The following is a 14,374-nucleotide window of genomic DNA, read 5'->3' as shown; positions in this document are numbered from 1 at the left end:
CCGAAAGGGTTTTGGCAGGGGGTTTAGGCATAGATTAGGACACTATGAAGAAACTGCAAATGGCGGCCATTTTGGTCGGAGGCTTTGTCGGGCCTTTTACCGGTCAAGCACTATCAGTGGTGTTGCCGGAGTTTTCAGACACTTTTGATATCAGTGTGAGCCAAGCGGCGTCGACCATGACGGCATACCTTTTACCATTTGCCACCATGATGCTGTTTTCTGGGCGACTGACTAGAAAGATACATCCGCACAAGGTTGTTCGCGCTGCCTATATTGTCACGTTACCTTTAGCTTTGTTGTTGTTGATCACCCCGTCGTGGGGATTGTTCCTAGCGGCCTATGCCACGATCGGTGTGGCTAATGCTTTTACCACTCCAGTGCTGCAAATTATGTTGCGCGAGTTGGTCCCAGCGAATGCTTTGGGCAAAGCCTTGGGAACATATGCTGCGATGCAGTCATTGGGAATGCTGTCAGCTCCATTGATCGCGGGGCTTTCTTCTGTTATTTCCTGGCGGTTGACATTTTTGGTCACGGCCACAGCATCGTTGTTCATTCTGATTGCCCGGCTACCAGTTGTGCCTCCTCCTTCAGCATCAAAGCAAAACGTTGGAGGCAAGGTGCAATGGGGGCCAACCATAATTCATATGATGTCAGGTTTTGCGGTGGGCATCGGCATCATTGGTGTGGGTTTCATGACCTCGTTGCACGTGGGTGAACAATTCAATCTGGATGCCGCTGCCCGTGGCTTGGTGGTCATGTGTGGTGGTTTGGCTGCATTTTTCGCGTCCCGAAAAATCGGCGATATGGCCGATAAATTTGGTGTCCGTGCAGTCCTCGTGGTCAGCGCGATCATCGGTGCCGCAGCCATGACCTTGTTGCCCATTGCTCCATGGGTTGTTCTGGTGGCAGTGCTGTGGGCATTTTCTGTGGCAGCGGCACAAGGAATTCAAGCTACGGTGAACTTGGCAGTAATCGGCAGTCCTGGTGGATCATCGTTGCTGTCTACCGTGCAGGCGTTTAGATTCTTTGGGTCAGCTGCAGCACCGGTGACCTTTTTGCCGATCTATTTGGCCATCGGCTCAAATGCTTTTTGGGTTACCGCGGTCGCGTTGGTTTTCGTTGCGGTGGCCCAGTGGCGCAACCCGCAGCGCTTGGCGCGGGGTTGAGGGAGGCGTCGAAAAGCAGCTCTTTCGGTTTTCTTGATTTGGCGCGGTAAAGTTCTCCTGTGAAGGAGACGAGTGTGGCTGATCAGCGAGATTTTTTGGGCCGTTTTGATGCGATGAGCTCAAAGGCGACGGCCACGGTGATCGCACACTATTCCACGAGTTTTACGCTGGCATCAAGGCTGTTGTCGCCGAAAACTCGCCACGATATTGAAGCGCTGTACGGCATGGTGCGGGTGGCAGATGAGATTGTTGATGGCGCCGCTGCAGCCGCCGGATGTACTCCAGAAGCGGTGGCAGAAATTTTAGATAATTACGAACACCAAGTTCTGCTCAGCCTGGATACGCCTTTTCATACCGATCCCGTAATCCACGCGTTTGGCAACACTGCACGTAAATGCGGTTTTGAAAAAGCCCATATCGTGGCGTTTTTTAATTCGATGCGCCGCGATCTTTCCCAAACCACTTATGATCCAACCCAATTGGATGAATACATTTACGGCTCCGCTGAGGTCATTGGACTGATGTGCTTGAAAATTTTCCTGCAAGATTCTAAAGCTAGCGCCAAGGACCGTGAAGCTATGGAACACGGGGCTAGGCGTTTGGGCGCGGCATTTCAGAAAGTAAATTTCCTTCGGGATTTAGCCGAGGATAAAGAAGACCTGGGTAGGTCGTATCTGCCGGTGTTTACTGAAAGCATGCGCGATGAAATTGTCTTAGATATCCGCGCTGATTTAGATGCCGCCAGATTAAGCATCCCGCTGCTGCCATTTGGCGCGCGAGCCGGTGTGCGCGCCGCGACCGACCTCTATGGCTGCCTCGTGGACAATCTGGAATCCGCGTCCCTCGAAGACTTAAAAAACGGGCGGATCAGTGTGGCAAAAACGAAAAAAGCCAGCCTGGCAACCAAAGCAATGTGGAAAGAAGTGTTTCGAAAATGACAAAAGCAGTGGTCATCGGTGGGGGAGTAGCAGGACTAGCCACCACCGCACTGCTCTTACGCGAAGGATATGAAGTCCACCTCGTCGAACAAAACGAGCACCTCGGCGGCCGCGCCGGGACCTTCGAACTCGACGGCTTCCGCTGGGACACCGGCCCCAGCTGGTACCTCATGCCCGACGCCATGTCCCACTTCTTTAAGCTCTGCGGCACCTCCATCGACGACCACCTCGACCTCGTGCCACTTGAACCCGCCTACCGCGTCATCGACGACCACGGCGAACACCTCGATGTCACCTCCGATATCGATGCGATGGCAGAACTTTTTGAATCCCGCGAACCCGGTGCCGGCGCCAAACTGCGCGCCTACATCGATTCCGCCACTCAGGTATACAACCTGGCCATCGACGGATTCCTCTACACCAACTTCACTAACTTCATCCCGTACTTAAGCCCCGGTGTGCTGCGCCTATTGCCAAAACTTCTGGCAAACCTATCGACCTCGCTAAAAGTGAAGGTCAACACCCAATTCCGCGATACAAAACTGCGCCAAATCCTAAGCTACCCGGCAGTATTTTTGTCCTCTGACCCTTCGCACACCCCCGCGCTCTATCACCTCATGAGCCACACCGACCTCGTCCAGGGCGTCAACTATCCCCGCGGCGGCTTCACCGTCTTCATCAACGCACTGATTTCGCTTATCGACGACGCCGTCCTCCACCTCGGCACCCCCGTCACCGCGATCACCACCCAAGGCCGAAACGTCACAGGCGTTCAGGTTGGTTCTGAATTCATCGACGCAGATATTGTGGTCAGCTGCGCCGATCAACATCACACTGAAACCCAACTCCTACCTGCTTCGTTGCGCGAAAAGCCTGAGACGAGCTGGAAGAATAAACAACCAGGCTTAAGCACTGTCCTGGTGTTGGCAGGCGTGAAGGGAGAACTTCCAGAATTACTGCACCACACCTTGCTGTTTTCCTCCGACTGGGACGAAGATTTCCGCAAAGTTTTCGACGGCTCCACATCAGAATTCCCTGCCTCTGAATCCATCTACATTTCCAAAACCTCCGCCACGGATGCTGACGTAGCACCAGCTGGCCACGAAAACCTCTTCATCCTCGTTCCAGTACCTGCCGATGTATCCATTGGTCACGGCTCTGCCTACGGAAAAGAATCCGAACTAGTGGGCCGAATCGCACAAGCAGCGGTGGCTCAACTCGGGCGATGGGCTGGAATCGACGATCTGGAAAGCCGCATCGTTGTCCAACGCACCATCGGCCCCGCCGATTTCGCCGACAGATACAACTCCTGGCGTGGCGGTTCCATTGGCCCATCACACACATTGGCGCAGTCAGCATTTTTTAGAGGCTCCAACAAATCCCGAAAAGTGGACGGTCTGTATTACGCAGGTGCCACCACAGTCCCAGGGGTGGGAGTGCCCATGTGTTTGATCTCTGCAGAAAACGTGCTGAAACGCCTGCGCGGGGACAACAGCGTGGATCGGACTTTAACGTAACTTATGTTTTAGTCTTGCATTTTTGATATCAAGCAGCTTGTCGATCTTTACGATGAGGTCGTCAGCCTGCTTGATGAAGGCCCGGTCACGAGCATCACGTATTTCGACGGTTTTGTTGTCACGAGAACGCAGCATTACTGATTTAGGATTTGGGTTTTTCCGCGACATACCACTGCCTCCTGTTCTTCTTTCGTCTTTTCAGTATATGTGAGATATGTGAACTGGTTGCTTCTTCTTTTTCATTGGACTGTCTATCTTCTTTTGTGAGAATTTCCTCCATTAGCTTGCGAGTCACCTCTCGAATTAATTCGAGGTCTCGAGTAGTGGGTTCTGAGTCTTCTATTAGATGTGAAAGTAATGCCAAACCTGTACTGCGGCCGATTCGATCATCATCGGATGTGATGAGATCGATCGCGTATTGCGTACGACGCCACCACTCGGCTCGATTATCTGAGATTCGGCGGTGCTTGTAGTTTCGCCATGCGATGATTCCAGCAAGAGCTGCCACAAATGCGGTACTGAAGGGCGCGAAAGGTGAAGCCCATAGAAAAAACTCGCGCAAGAAACCATCAATTACTCCCCAGATTATTAGAACCAGAAGTCCAATTGAAAATATGCAGAGAAGTAACCAACACATGCTAGTCAAACCAAAGGCTTGCCAACGAACCTAACTCTTCATGGTTGTAAGTAATTACCTGATCAGAAGCAATTGCGAAAGCCTCCAGTAGTTCTTCATTTTCTTCAGGTACTCGAAGTAGAAGATCCGCATCATCTTCTTCACCACCAAAAGCTAGAGCCTGCACACCCCATCCATCCTGCCAGGCTTTAAGAACATGTGCCATTTCAAATGGTTCACCAACATTCATGCAACCAAGCCATTCGCATGCGGCAGGGACTTGCCAATTGGGGCAGCTGATTGCCACGAGCCCCCAGTCTCCTTCTTCAGCAAAGATTTCATCAAGAGAATCAACACTTTCGATGGGCTGTGGTTCGCGCTCGCCATCAGAAAGACCATCGAAGTTCAAATCAAAAGAGCTTAGTGATTCTGTTTTAGAAGATTCGGAAAGTTTTGGCCAGCTGTCGTCTTCGAAGGTGATATCTTCCAAATCAACATCTTCTAAATCTGTGTCCGTGTTCCACCATCCCCAAGTGATCAGTGACCAACCTGCGTCTGTTGCTTGTTCCAACTGCGTCGCGGTGGGCAAAGTGAATTGATCAAAGAACACATAAGTTAAGCCACGGAACTCTTTTACGCCAGATACCTCAGGGAAAAGTTCGCTTTGAAAAACAGCTGGAAGCGTAGACACGAAGTATTCACTTTCTAGGAAGGGATTGTTGTTGAGCACTCTAACGCAACTACTGACACTTCGCTGGAAAGTTTTACCCCCGAAAAGGTAAGGGAATAAGAATTGTTTTTCTTCATCAAACGCACGCCAATTTCTGATGTTAATCTCTGGTAACTATAAAAATTGAGCTATTTTAAGTACCTGTTTTCAGGTGCGCTCTGCAACCAAAACATTAAGAAAGTAGCTGTCGCAATGGCTGAAAACCTTGATAGTGCGCTGCAATCTATGCGGATGAAACCAGTGCAGATGGCATTGATGACCTTGGGATATAACCACGACATGGCTGTAACCGATAAAGGCATGGAGTTGATTATTCGCCGTCCGGGGTTAACGGTGAACTTCAACTTGGATGAGGTCACTCTATGTATTGTTGCTGACTTTATGTGGCACGCCTATGTCCCAGCGAAGAAACAGGCAGAGTACTTAAGGGCAGTCAATGACTTCAATAGGCCAACGCGGGACCTGCAGGTTGTTTTAGATGAAGTTGATCCAAAGAACTTGACTGTGCGGGGTCGTGAATTCTTTTTCTCAGGTGTGGGCGCTACCTGGGAGCAGTCAGCGGAGTTTGTGCACTATTGCATGACTGAAGTTGCCGAGACTTTTGTTTCTTGGTGTGAACAGACCTGGCCGAAATTTGCCCCAGAACGCACTGAATTTAACGTGACACCTCCTGCTGTTGACTTTGAATTTTCCAAAGAACAACTAGTTGAGGGTAATCCTTTCGGGCTGATCGACGAACCAACCCCGCTGGTTACCCTTGAACGCATTCACCAGCAGTATGAATCACTGGGTGCGGATGAACTCAAATTGGGGGAGGGGTTTGTTGAATACCAACACATGGGCCAACGTGTCAGCGCGTGGTTGACCGATGGAAACAACGGTAGCGATCGACAGACCTTAGCTGTGTCTTCTGGGACAGGCGTGAAAATTAAAAACAAGAAGCAACTAGAGCAGCTTCTTGCTCTATGCAACCTGTACTCGAGAGAACACATGCTGGTGACGGTGTTTACTGAAGAGATCGAAAACGGCGCGCGGTCCGGTATTTTCGCTGAAGCTCGCATTGATTTACCTGCTGGTTTGAACGATCAGCAGCTGTGGGCGTTTCTTGCTAATACCAGCAAGTGGACTGCAGAGGTATGCCTGACTGTGGCATACCGTCTGCAGGACAAGGTATGAGTCATTAAGCGTTCAACGCTGCGACGCGGGAGCGTAGAAGATCTGCATGATTGTAAATATCCTCGATGGATTCTAGATCAAACTGTTCTTGTTCGCCGTCAGGGTTGAAAATGCCGATGCGAGGAATCTTTCGATCAAAGTAGAAGCGAGCGATGGGTTTACGGTTGTTGTCTTGGAAGAGAATTGCGCAATAGGATTTTGCATCACGCATCGTGATTTCTTGAGCGGGAACTTCGGAGCAACAAATCGCTCGGACAATTGAATGACCGTGGATTTCCTCTTCAGTCGTCACAATATCGGAGATGACTTCATCGATAGTTTCTTCATCTGTTGTTGACTCTGACTGGGCTTCTTGTGCTTGCACAGGATCATCAAAAACTTGGGCAGAGCGAAGTCTGCGATTGACTTCGTCTTTGAGAAACTGAGACGATGCAGTATTAACCAGACGGGTGAAGAATTCCAGATTCTGAGCGGTCATACGTTTTGTAGTGACGGTGGCAGCAAGCATCTTGACGATTTCCGCATCAGGTTCTTGGAATTGGTTTGCGATGACCTTCTTCAGTTCAGCGATGTACTTGAGTTCCTCCGCATTTGCCGCCAAAGCTTGTGGGTTGAAATGCTTACGAGTACACATTTCTAGGTGTGGGAACTGCCTAGCATCGATGTTATTTAGATCCAAGGTCATGAATGGTTTCTCATCCATGCGGTTGGCTGCATCAAGCTGTCCATAGAATTGGTAGACCTCGCCGTTAGTTAGAATGGCGAATTCGGTGTCTGTGACATTGAAATAGCGGACGAGTTGATTTGCGTGGTCGAGGCTTAGTGGTGAGCCGACCTTTTTACATTCAATGAGGAAATGGAAATCGTCACCGGTTTTAATAGCGAAGTCGACCTTCTCACCCTTTTTGACTCCAATGTCAGCCGTATATTCCGGAATGACTTCACGTGGATCAGTGACATCGTATCCCAGAACATTACTGATAAAAGGGATGATCAGCGCAGTTTTCGTAGCTTCTTCAGTTTCGATGATGGGTTTCAGTTCCCGAACTCGCGCAGCGAGCGAGGTGATTGCTTGCTCGATAGACATGAAAAACTCCTTTGGGTTGTAGTGCGATCAATTTAGATCTCCAAAGGAATGTATCAGTATCGGTGGACGTTTAACGTTAGCGTTTCGAACATTAGTGTTAGACTATTTTAATGTAAATATAACCTTAGATTTCAATCACTTTTAGTCTATTTAATTAAGCCTCAATTAAATAATTCCTAAGTTTATTTTAGAAATATTCTCTACTTGAGCTTCTTAAAGCAGAGTAATTCACTGTTCTTAAAAAGTTCGGAGAATTCCAATTTTTAATAGAACAAATAGGCGATGGTGGAAATAGTGGTGTGAAAAATCCTGGCATGTTACGTGTGCAGTTAACATGCCAGGATTGCTAGGGAAGAAACTAATAGCTACGAAGCGTCCGCCTCCCGGTTGCGTAGCGCGCGGGCGGTGCGGTCGCGGGATTCAGAGACAATTCGTTTGATGCCTGCAACGTGGTCATCTTCAAGGAAGCGATCGGCACGTTGGAGGCCTTCTTTCGAAACGTCCCATGCAGGGAACAGCCCGAGGATGATCTGCTGTGCCATTTCGCCGGAGAAGTTCGCCCAGACATCGTCGAGGATCTTAAAGTACGGCTCGTTGTATGCCTGCAAAATGTCAGAAGACCCAGTGAAGGTTAAGCCTTCAATCTTGTGGCGTAGTTCCAGGTTGGACAAGCCACTATCCAGCGCGGTGACTTCCTTGTATGCAGATTCTTTTACTGCTTCGGTGTTGATTGCAGCACCTGCACGAAGCGATGCTAGATAAGAGGCACTGGAATTATCGCGAGAAAGCTCGGTGGCAATTGCTTCTTCAGCATCCTCGACATCGCCTCTAGCAATCAGAGCGGTCAGCGCCCACCAACGCAGATCGGGATCCACGGTCAGACCGTTAATGTTGCCGGCAAGAATATCGCGGAAGTATTCAGCTGCGGCATCGTTTAGCGTGGTCTTGGCCAGCGCTTGGATGAATGCCAGCTGGGTGTCCGAATCGGCGTCGGCGGTGCGGGCACCGTGGAGGAAGGCGTCGGCAAGCAAATTATTTCCGGTTTCCTTGGCCCAAGCTGGGTCGGCGTAGTTCTTCAGCGCAGAAGTTGCCTGCATGAGAATGCGCTCGAGCACGGCGATTTCAGTTTCGGCAGCAGCACCGCGGGCGACCAGCGCAATGAAATCGCGGGCCTTCATTTGGCCAGCGCGGGTCATTTCCCACGCGGCGGACCACACCAGGGTGCGAGGCATCGGATCGCTGAATTTATCGATATTGTCAATGACAAAGTTGCGCGACGCTTCATCCAAATCGAGCAGCGCGTACGTCAGGTCATCGTCGTTAACCAGCACGAAGTCAGCCTGCTCAAGTCCGATGATCTCTTCTACGCTTGTCGACGCGCCACTGCAGTCAAGTTCTACTCGTGCGTAGCGGTCGAGGGATCCGTCGATAAGCTTATAAAGCCCCACCGCGATGCGGTGGGTTCGCAGCTCACCTGCGCCCGGCTCGGCGCCGGTCTGGGTGACTGCGAACGACGTGTACTTGCCGTTGTCAGTGGTGAATTCCGCGCCGAGGGTGTTGATGCCGGTGGTTTTCAGCCACTGGTTTGCCCAATCTGATAAATCGCGCCCGGAGGACTGCTCAAGCGCGCCGAGCAGATCGTCGAAGGTGGCATTTCCCCACGCATGATTGGCAAAGTGCCTGCGCACGCCAGCCAAAAACTCCTCGCGCCCAACATAGGCCTGCAGCTGCTTGAGCACCGACGCGCCCTTTGCATACGTGATGCCGTCAAAGTTCTGATCGACGGTTTCAATATCGTAGCCATCAGAAAAGACCGGGTGAGTAGATGGCAGCTGATCCTGCTGGTAAGCCCAGGATTTCTCCACATTGGCAAAAGTCACCCACGCGCTGTCGTATTCAGTTTCCTCAGCCTGGGAAATCACAGCTGACCAGGTGGCAAAGGATTCATTCAGCCAGAGGTCATCCCACCACTGCATCGTGACCAAATCGCCGAACCACATGTGTGCGAGTTCGTGGAGGATAGTTTCTGCACGACGCTCATAGCGGTAATGGGTGGCCTTGGAGGCAAAGACGTATTCATCACGAATAGTCACAGCACCAGCGTTTTCCATCGCGCCGGCGTTAAATTCAGGGACGAAAATCTGATCGTACTTGCCAAACGGGTAGGCCACACCAAAGTTGCGGTGATACCAATCAAAGCCCTGCTTGGTCTCAGTGAACAGGCGCTCCGCATCAAGATTTTTAGCCAAGGAGCGACGGCAGTACAAACCAAGTGGCACAGAAAGCTCAGTTGGCTGGCCTGCTGGAGTCTCTGGATGATGAGTCAACGTGCCGTTCCAGACATCACGTACCTCGTGGTAGCGGCCCGCACACACAGCAATCAAATAAGTAGACAGTGGATAATCAACACGAGACACGTGCGTATCGTAATCAGCATGCTGAGTAGAAACCTGCTGCTCTGAGTTGGAAATAATCTTCCAACCCTTAGGAGTCTTGATATTCAAATCATAGGTGGCCTTGAGATCCGGCTGGTCGAAGCAAGCAAACATGCGTTTAGCGTCGGCCGTTTCAAACTGGGTGTACAAATACACCTCATTATCCGCAGGATCCACCATGCGGTGCAGGCCTTCACCAGTGCGAGAATAAGGAATAGTGGCCGTGACCCGCAGCTTGTGCTCGCCAGGAGTCAACCCCTTTAGAGCAATACCATAGGTCTCGTCATAGCCAGTCTTGCCCAGTGTAAGAGCCTCATTTTTGATAGACACATTATCCAGCCGGACTTCCTCAACACTGGACGCCCGAAGATCAATAAAAGTATCTCCAGCCTCCCTCACAGTGAAGCTGACAACCGTGGAGGAACTAAAAAACTCATCGCCGTTGTTGAGATCAAGTGCAATGTCATAGTTTTCTACACTTAATAACCTCGAACGATCCTGAGCTTCTTGCCGGGTGAGATTAATGGATGTCAATTTAAAGCTCCTTGAAAATTGAGGGGGCGCTACCCTTGGAAGGTGCGCGATGACACCACGATAGTTCGCGCCTAGTGTGGATTGCTAGAAACTTTAAAGAAAAGAGGAAAACACATGGCTGACAAAGTAACTTTCTGGTTTGATACCACCTGCCCTTTCTGTTGGATTACTTCTCGCTGGATCAAGGAAGTCGAAAAGGTTCGTGATATTGAAGTCCAGTGGGTTCCAATGAGCCTTTCCGTACTCAATGATGGACGCGATCTTCCAGCGGACTACCTGGAGCGCATGAAGTCTGCGTGGGGACCAGCGCGTGTATTCGCAGCTGTTGCGACCGATCACGCTGATAAGTTGGGCGATCTTTACACCGCGATGGGTACCCGTATCCACAATGATGGCCGTGGCGCCACGGATGGTTCATACAACGAGATCATCGCTGAGGCATTAGAAGAAGTTGGACTTGATGCTCCACTTCTTGAAGTAGCAGACTCCACTAAGTGGGATGACGCACTTCGTGCCTTCCACCAGACTGCAATGGATGAAGTAGGCGATGAGGTTGGCACCCCAGTGGTCAAGCTCGGCGACACCGCATTCTTCGGCCCAGTACTCACCCGCATCCCACGCGGCGAGGAAGCAGGAGAGCTTTTCGACGCCTCCTTCAAGTTGGCAAGCTACCCCCACTTCTTTGAAATCAAGCGGTCTCGCACAGAAAGTCCTGAGTTTAACTAGGCGGTAATACAGGAATTGCTTCCGTGAGCGCTTCCCCCTGAATTGGGGAAAAGCTCGGGTATACGCCTGATGGAAAATACCTACAGTAAACTAACCATCATGCGCGTATACCTTGGAGCAGACCACGCTGGTTTCGAAACTAAAAATGCAATCGCAGAACACCTTAAGGCCCATGGCCATGAGGTGATCGACTGCGGAGCCCACACCTATGATGCTGAAGATGACTACCCAGCTTTCTGCATTGAAGCAGCAAGCCGTACAGTAAACGACCCCGGATCACTTGGCATCGTATTGGGTGGCTCCGGAAACGGTGAGCAAATTGCGGCAAACAAGGTCAAGGGTGCCCGCTGTGCACTTGCTTGGTCCGTTGAAACCGCACGTCTTGCCCGTGAACACAACAATGCAAACCTCATTGGTATCGGTGGACGTATGCATTCCACTGAAGAAGCACTCGAAATTGTTGATGCTTTCCTCGAGCAAGAATGGAGCAACGCGGAACGCCACCAGCGTCGCATTGACATTCTTGCAGATTACGAGCGCACGGGAATTGCGCCAGTAGTTCCAAACGAATAGTTAAAGCAGCAAGTGGGCGGTGAGTCTTTCTTATACAGAATGACTCACCGCCCACTTGTATTTATTTAGCTGTTCGGGTTAGAAGTCGAAATCGAATCCGCCGCCATCTCCGCCGTCGCCACCGAAGAAACCATCAAAGAATCCTCCGCCATCGCCACCAGCGTCACCCATGTCGGCTCCGGCATCGCCCATATCTCCGCCAGCGTCTCCCATGTCGCCACCTTCACCTGCGGCTGCAAGACCATCTTCATAGCCTTCGCCGTAGCCATTTTCAAAAGCAGCAGCGGAGTAACCAACGCCTGACATTCCGCTAAACAGTGCAGAGAACATCATCACTGAACCCGCAGTCCACAAACCGGAACGAAGGGCGCTTGCCCACCAAGGCTCGGAGTACCAACCAGCAGGAACTGGGCGACCAGCAACATTACCGCCAGGGTAGTAGTTCGGAGTCTCATCTGTAGCAACCGGCGAAGCAGTAATCTGGCGACCTTCTTGCTCAATGGTGCGCTTTTCCGTAACTCGACCAGCATTGCGTTGGCCTTCAAGCGGAGGAAGCTCTGGACCTGCAGTCATGCCCATGATTTCACGAGCAGCGTTCATATAGTGCAAGCCTTCAAGCGCTGACTCACGAGCCAACTCTGCTTGACGTGGGGTAGTGGCTGAAGAAATCTGCGACGACGCAGCAGTATAACGCTCGGAAGCATCAGCAATTGCCTGGGTTGAGGCTGCATCATTACCTGCGATTGTTAAAACCTGAGAGCCCAGCCGCTCAATCCAACGACGCGCATCAGCCTGAGCGTCTGCAAACTTGGCCTCCTCCTGCTTCTTGCTGTTATTGGATCCCATCTTTGAGGCAACAAAAACGCCACCACCAATGACAATTGCAATAAGAAGTAGTGCTTCCACGGAATTCTTCAACTCACTAAAATAATCGGATGGGTTAGGGGTAAACCCTTAACCACCATGTTCTCCTTGACTACTGAAATAACGGATCACTGTTGATGAAAGTTCCCTAATAGCAAGGACAACTTTGAGATATGACTAAAGCCACGAAAGCATGTGCTTTCGTGGCTTTTAAGTTCGTGCAAACAACAATTGCTTACTGGGAAGCTTCAGCGTCTTTCTCAGTGCTGATTAGCCCCTTGTTACCTGCTGCGCGATCATCTACCCATTCAATGATGGTTTGAGAATCCCACAGAGTAAGTCCATGGAGTTTTGCAATCGGCTTAGGTGCGCGACCACGGCCTGCATAGCTGGTGAAAGTGCCGCGAGCAGTACCGGAAAACGCTGCGCATTCAATTGCGGTCCAAAGCTCTCGGCCTGAATCCGCATCGATAATTTTTGGCTTCATGGTTAGCTAGAGTACTTCAAAGAAGTGCAACTTGTCGAAACTATTCTAAGGTTTTCATGGGCTAACTAAATTTCCACCACAATGTGGAGAACTGGTTGGTGACCTCCCTATATAATGTCAATATAATGTATTTATGAAGGCCATTGTGGGTGGCTGTAATGAAATTCTCTTAAGCATTTCTCAGCATTCTCAGGTGGCATCGGGGGAACTTGCAGTTAAGTGGACGATTGGCCGATTTTTATAGGTTTGCTGGCGGTTTAACCTTTGTATTAATAACTTGGATTGCTTCAGGGACTTTTGAAACTTAGGGTGAGTCGGACCCAGGGGTGGTGTTCGAAAACCCTTTGAGAATTCCGTTCTGGCCTGCCGATTTTTCAATAATCAACAATGTGCGCTATGCTTTTCCTCGAACCAAACAAGAGTTCTTGAAAAGTTCACCTCTGGGAATGTCGTATAATGGCTATTACCTCAGCCTTCCAAGCTGATGACGCGGGTTCGATTCCCGTCATTCCCTCCAATTAACAAACTCACTCAATCGCTTGTAAAAGATTGAGTGAGTTTTTTCTTTCTTTTCCGAGGGGGTCAAAACTTCCTTGATTGGTGTGATTGTCCGCAGTTATTGGGTGGGGGAGTTTCAAAAACCTAGAGACGGGCAGCCGTTGCAGAATTTTTCAGCCACGGCGTTTATGGGCTGTTTAAGCGGTTGAACATTCCGCATGAGTGTTTGTATCAAGTGGTGATCATGAGGGCCTTACACACGAATCTGTAGGGTCGCTTTTTCTAGACTCAAGATCAGTTTTTGCAGCTGACTTCATCTAGAGACCAAGAGCACTTATGCCAGACCACGTTTTGGTCGGATGTGTCGGTATCCGGGTCAGCAAACTTGCACTTGAGACCAAGGGCCGTTGGTATCCCTATGGATTTGGTCGAATATGACGGTTTTGAGAGGTTGCCTCACCCGGATCGTTGTAAACCGCTGGTGTCCCTAATGAATCCTGAAGGTTGAAGACAAAGCGGTAATGGACTGTGAAAGTCAGTATTGATACTTGTTGCAACAATCTCAGCGAGATGGATAGCTAGCCGAAATTGAGTAGTGAGCTTTCAGGAAAGGTAGCTGCTGCCTCCAGTCGGTGTGTCTGGTTTATGGCTGCGCCGAAAAATTCGCTTATGAGTCAGAAGTGGAGCTGTTTGCTTTGTGGAGCTTTATTTAGGGGCGTTGGAAAGCAATTGAACACTTAAAGTTAGCCCATCGGTTCTTTAAAAATGTGCATCTACCTGCAGCTATGGGAACGATTTCGTCTTTTGAGATGGTTGTGTGTAAAGTTCTTAATCGAACCAAGGGGCACAGCGCACAGGAGTTCAGAACAGAAACTAGTTAGTTTCTAACTGAATTTGTTCTGGCAACACAGTGTGTTAGTATTCATTGGGTCAAATTGAATAACGGGGCGTGGCGCAGTTTGGTAGCGCACCTGCTTTGGGAGCAGGGGGTCGCAGGTTCAAATCCTGTCGCCCCGACTTGAGGACG

12 protein-coding genes and 2 tRNA genes are annotated in these 14,374 nt (G+C 50.2%); 8 read left to right on the top strand and 6 right to left on the bottom strand.

The genetic code is table 11. The features are described from left to right. Positions 1-44 precede the first annotated feature (44 nt). From N24_RS12680 to crtI, 3 genes are all read left to right on the top strand, one after another. A complete protein-coding gene (locus tag N24_RS12680; RefSeq protein WP_096457751.1) occupies positions 45-1,166 on the top strand; it encodes an MFS transporter in 1,122 nt (373 codons plus the stop codon). Positions 1,167-1,279: 113 nt separating this feature from the next. Beyond that, entirely contained in the window at positions 1,280-2,104 is an 825-nt protein-coding gene (locus tag N24_RS12675; protein WP_096460185.1) for a phytoene/squalene synthase family protein, read from the top strand. Beyond that, positions 2,101-3,621 (top strand): phytoene desaturase family protein, encoded by a 1,521-nt coding sequence (crtI, locus tag N24_RS12670; RefSeq protein ID WP_167382114.1) that lies wholly within the window; start codon positions 2,101-2,103, stop codon positions 3,619-3,621. The genes N24_RS12675 and crtI overlap by 4 nt, the downstream gene beginning before the upstream one ends. Here the strand turns inward: crtI and N24_RS16385 are convergent. Together N24_RS16385 and N24_RS12650 are read right to left on the bottom strand one after the other, a co-directional pair. Next, a complete protein-coding gene (locus tag N24_RS16385; RefSeq protein WP_096457746.1) occupies positions 3,613-3,789 on the bottom strand; it encodes a hypothetical protein in 177 nt (58 codons plus the stop codon). The genes crtI and N24_RS16385 overlap by 9 nt on opposite strands. Before the next feature lie 470 nt (positions 3,790-4,259). Continuing rightward, complete coding sequence (locus N24_RS12650) at positions 4,260-4,928, bottom strand: hypothetical protein (protein ID WP_096457740.1); 669 nt, start codon at positions 4,926-4,928, stop codon at positions 4,260-4,262. 231 nt (positions 4,929-5,159) lie between these two features. Between N24_RS12650 and N24_RS12645 the strand changes: the two genes are divergently transcribed. After that, on the top strand, positions 5,160-6,143 hold the full coding sequence (locus N24_RS12645) for a hypothetical protein (RefSeq protein WP_231911005.1): 984 nt from the start codon (positions 5,160-5,162) through the stop codon (positions 6,141-6,143). Positions 6,144-6,147: 4 nt separating this feature from the next. On the opposite strand, the gene N24_RS12640 is transcribed toward N24_RS12645, so the two are convergent. Next, the gene (locus tag N24_RS12640) at positions 6,148-7,230 is read right to left on the bottom strand and encodes a type I restriction enzyme HsdR N-terminal domain-containing protein (RefSeq protein ID WP_096457737.1); all 1,083 of its coding nucleotides are present in this window, start codon (positions 7,228-7,230) and stop codon (positions 6,148-6,150) included. A 365-nt stretch (positions 7,231-7,595) separates the two neighbouring features. Continuing rightward, positions 7,596-10,199 carry an aminopeptidase N gene (gene pepN, locus N24_RS12635; protein WP_096457734.1) on the bottom strand — a complete coding sequence of 868 codons (2,604 nt, stop codon included), beginning with the start codon at positions 10,197-10,199 and terminating at the stop codon, positions 7,596-7,598. 114 nt (positions 10,200-10,313) lie between these two features. On the opposite strand from pepN, the gene N24_RS12630 reads away from it, so the two are divergent. Beyond that, the gene (locus N24_RS12630; protein ID WP_096457731.1) at positions 10,314-10,925 is read left to right on the top strand and encodes a mycothiol-dependent nitroreductase Rv2466c family protein; all 612 of its coding nucleotides are present in this window, start codon (positions 10,314-10,316) and stop codon (positions 10,923-10,925) included. Positions 10,926-11,024: 99 nt separating this feature from the next. Then, on the top strand, positions 11,025-11,498 hold the full coding sequence (locus tag N24_RS12625; protein WP_096460178.1) for a ribose-5-phosphate isomerase: 474 nt from the start codon (positions 11,025-11,027) through the stop codon (positions 11,496-11,498). Between the two features lie 78 nt (positions 11,499-11,576). On the opposite strand, the gene N24_RS12620 is transcribed toward N24_RS12625, so the two are convergent. Together N24_RS12620 and N24_RS12615 are read right to left on the bottom strand one after the other, a co-directional pair. Beyond that, positions 11,577-12,404 carry a hypothetical protein gene (locus tag N24_RS12620; protein WP_096457728.1) on the bottom strand — a complete coding sequence of 276 codons (828 nt, stop codon included), beginning with the start codon at positions 12,402-12,404 and terminating at the stop codon, positions 11,577-11,579. 193 nt (positions 12,405-12,597) lie between these two features. After that, complete coding sequence (locus tag N24_RS12615) at positions 12,598-12,849, bottom strand: helix-turn-helix transcriptional regulator (RefSeq protein ID WP_096457725.1); 252 nt, start codon at positions 12,847-12,849, stop codon at positions 12,598-12,600. Between the two features lie 442 nt (positions 12,850-13,291). Between N24_RS12615 and N24_RS12610 the strand changes: the two genes are divergently transcribed. Together N24_RS12610 and N24_RS12605 are read left to right on the top strand one after the other, a co-directional pair. Continuing rightward, positions 13,292-13,366 (top strand) — tRNA-Gly (locus N24_RS12610). 924 nt (positions 13,367-14,290) lie between these two features. Then, positions 14,291-14,364: transfer RNA gene (locus N24_RS12605), tRNA-Pro, on the top strand. Positions 14,365-14,374 lie beyond the last annotated feature (10 nt).

Source organism: Corynebacterium suranareeae (genome assembly GCF_002355155.1).
Taxonomy (GTDB): Bacteria; Actinomycetota; Actinomycetes; order Mycobacteriales; family Mycobacteriaceae; genus Corynebacterium; species Corynebacterium suranareeae.
This window is presented reverse-complemented; position numbering and strand designations above follow the sequence as displayed.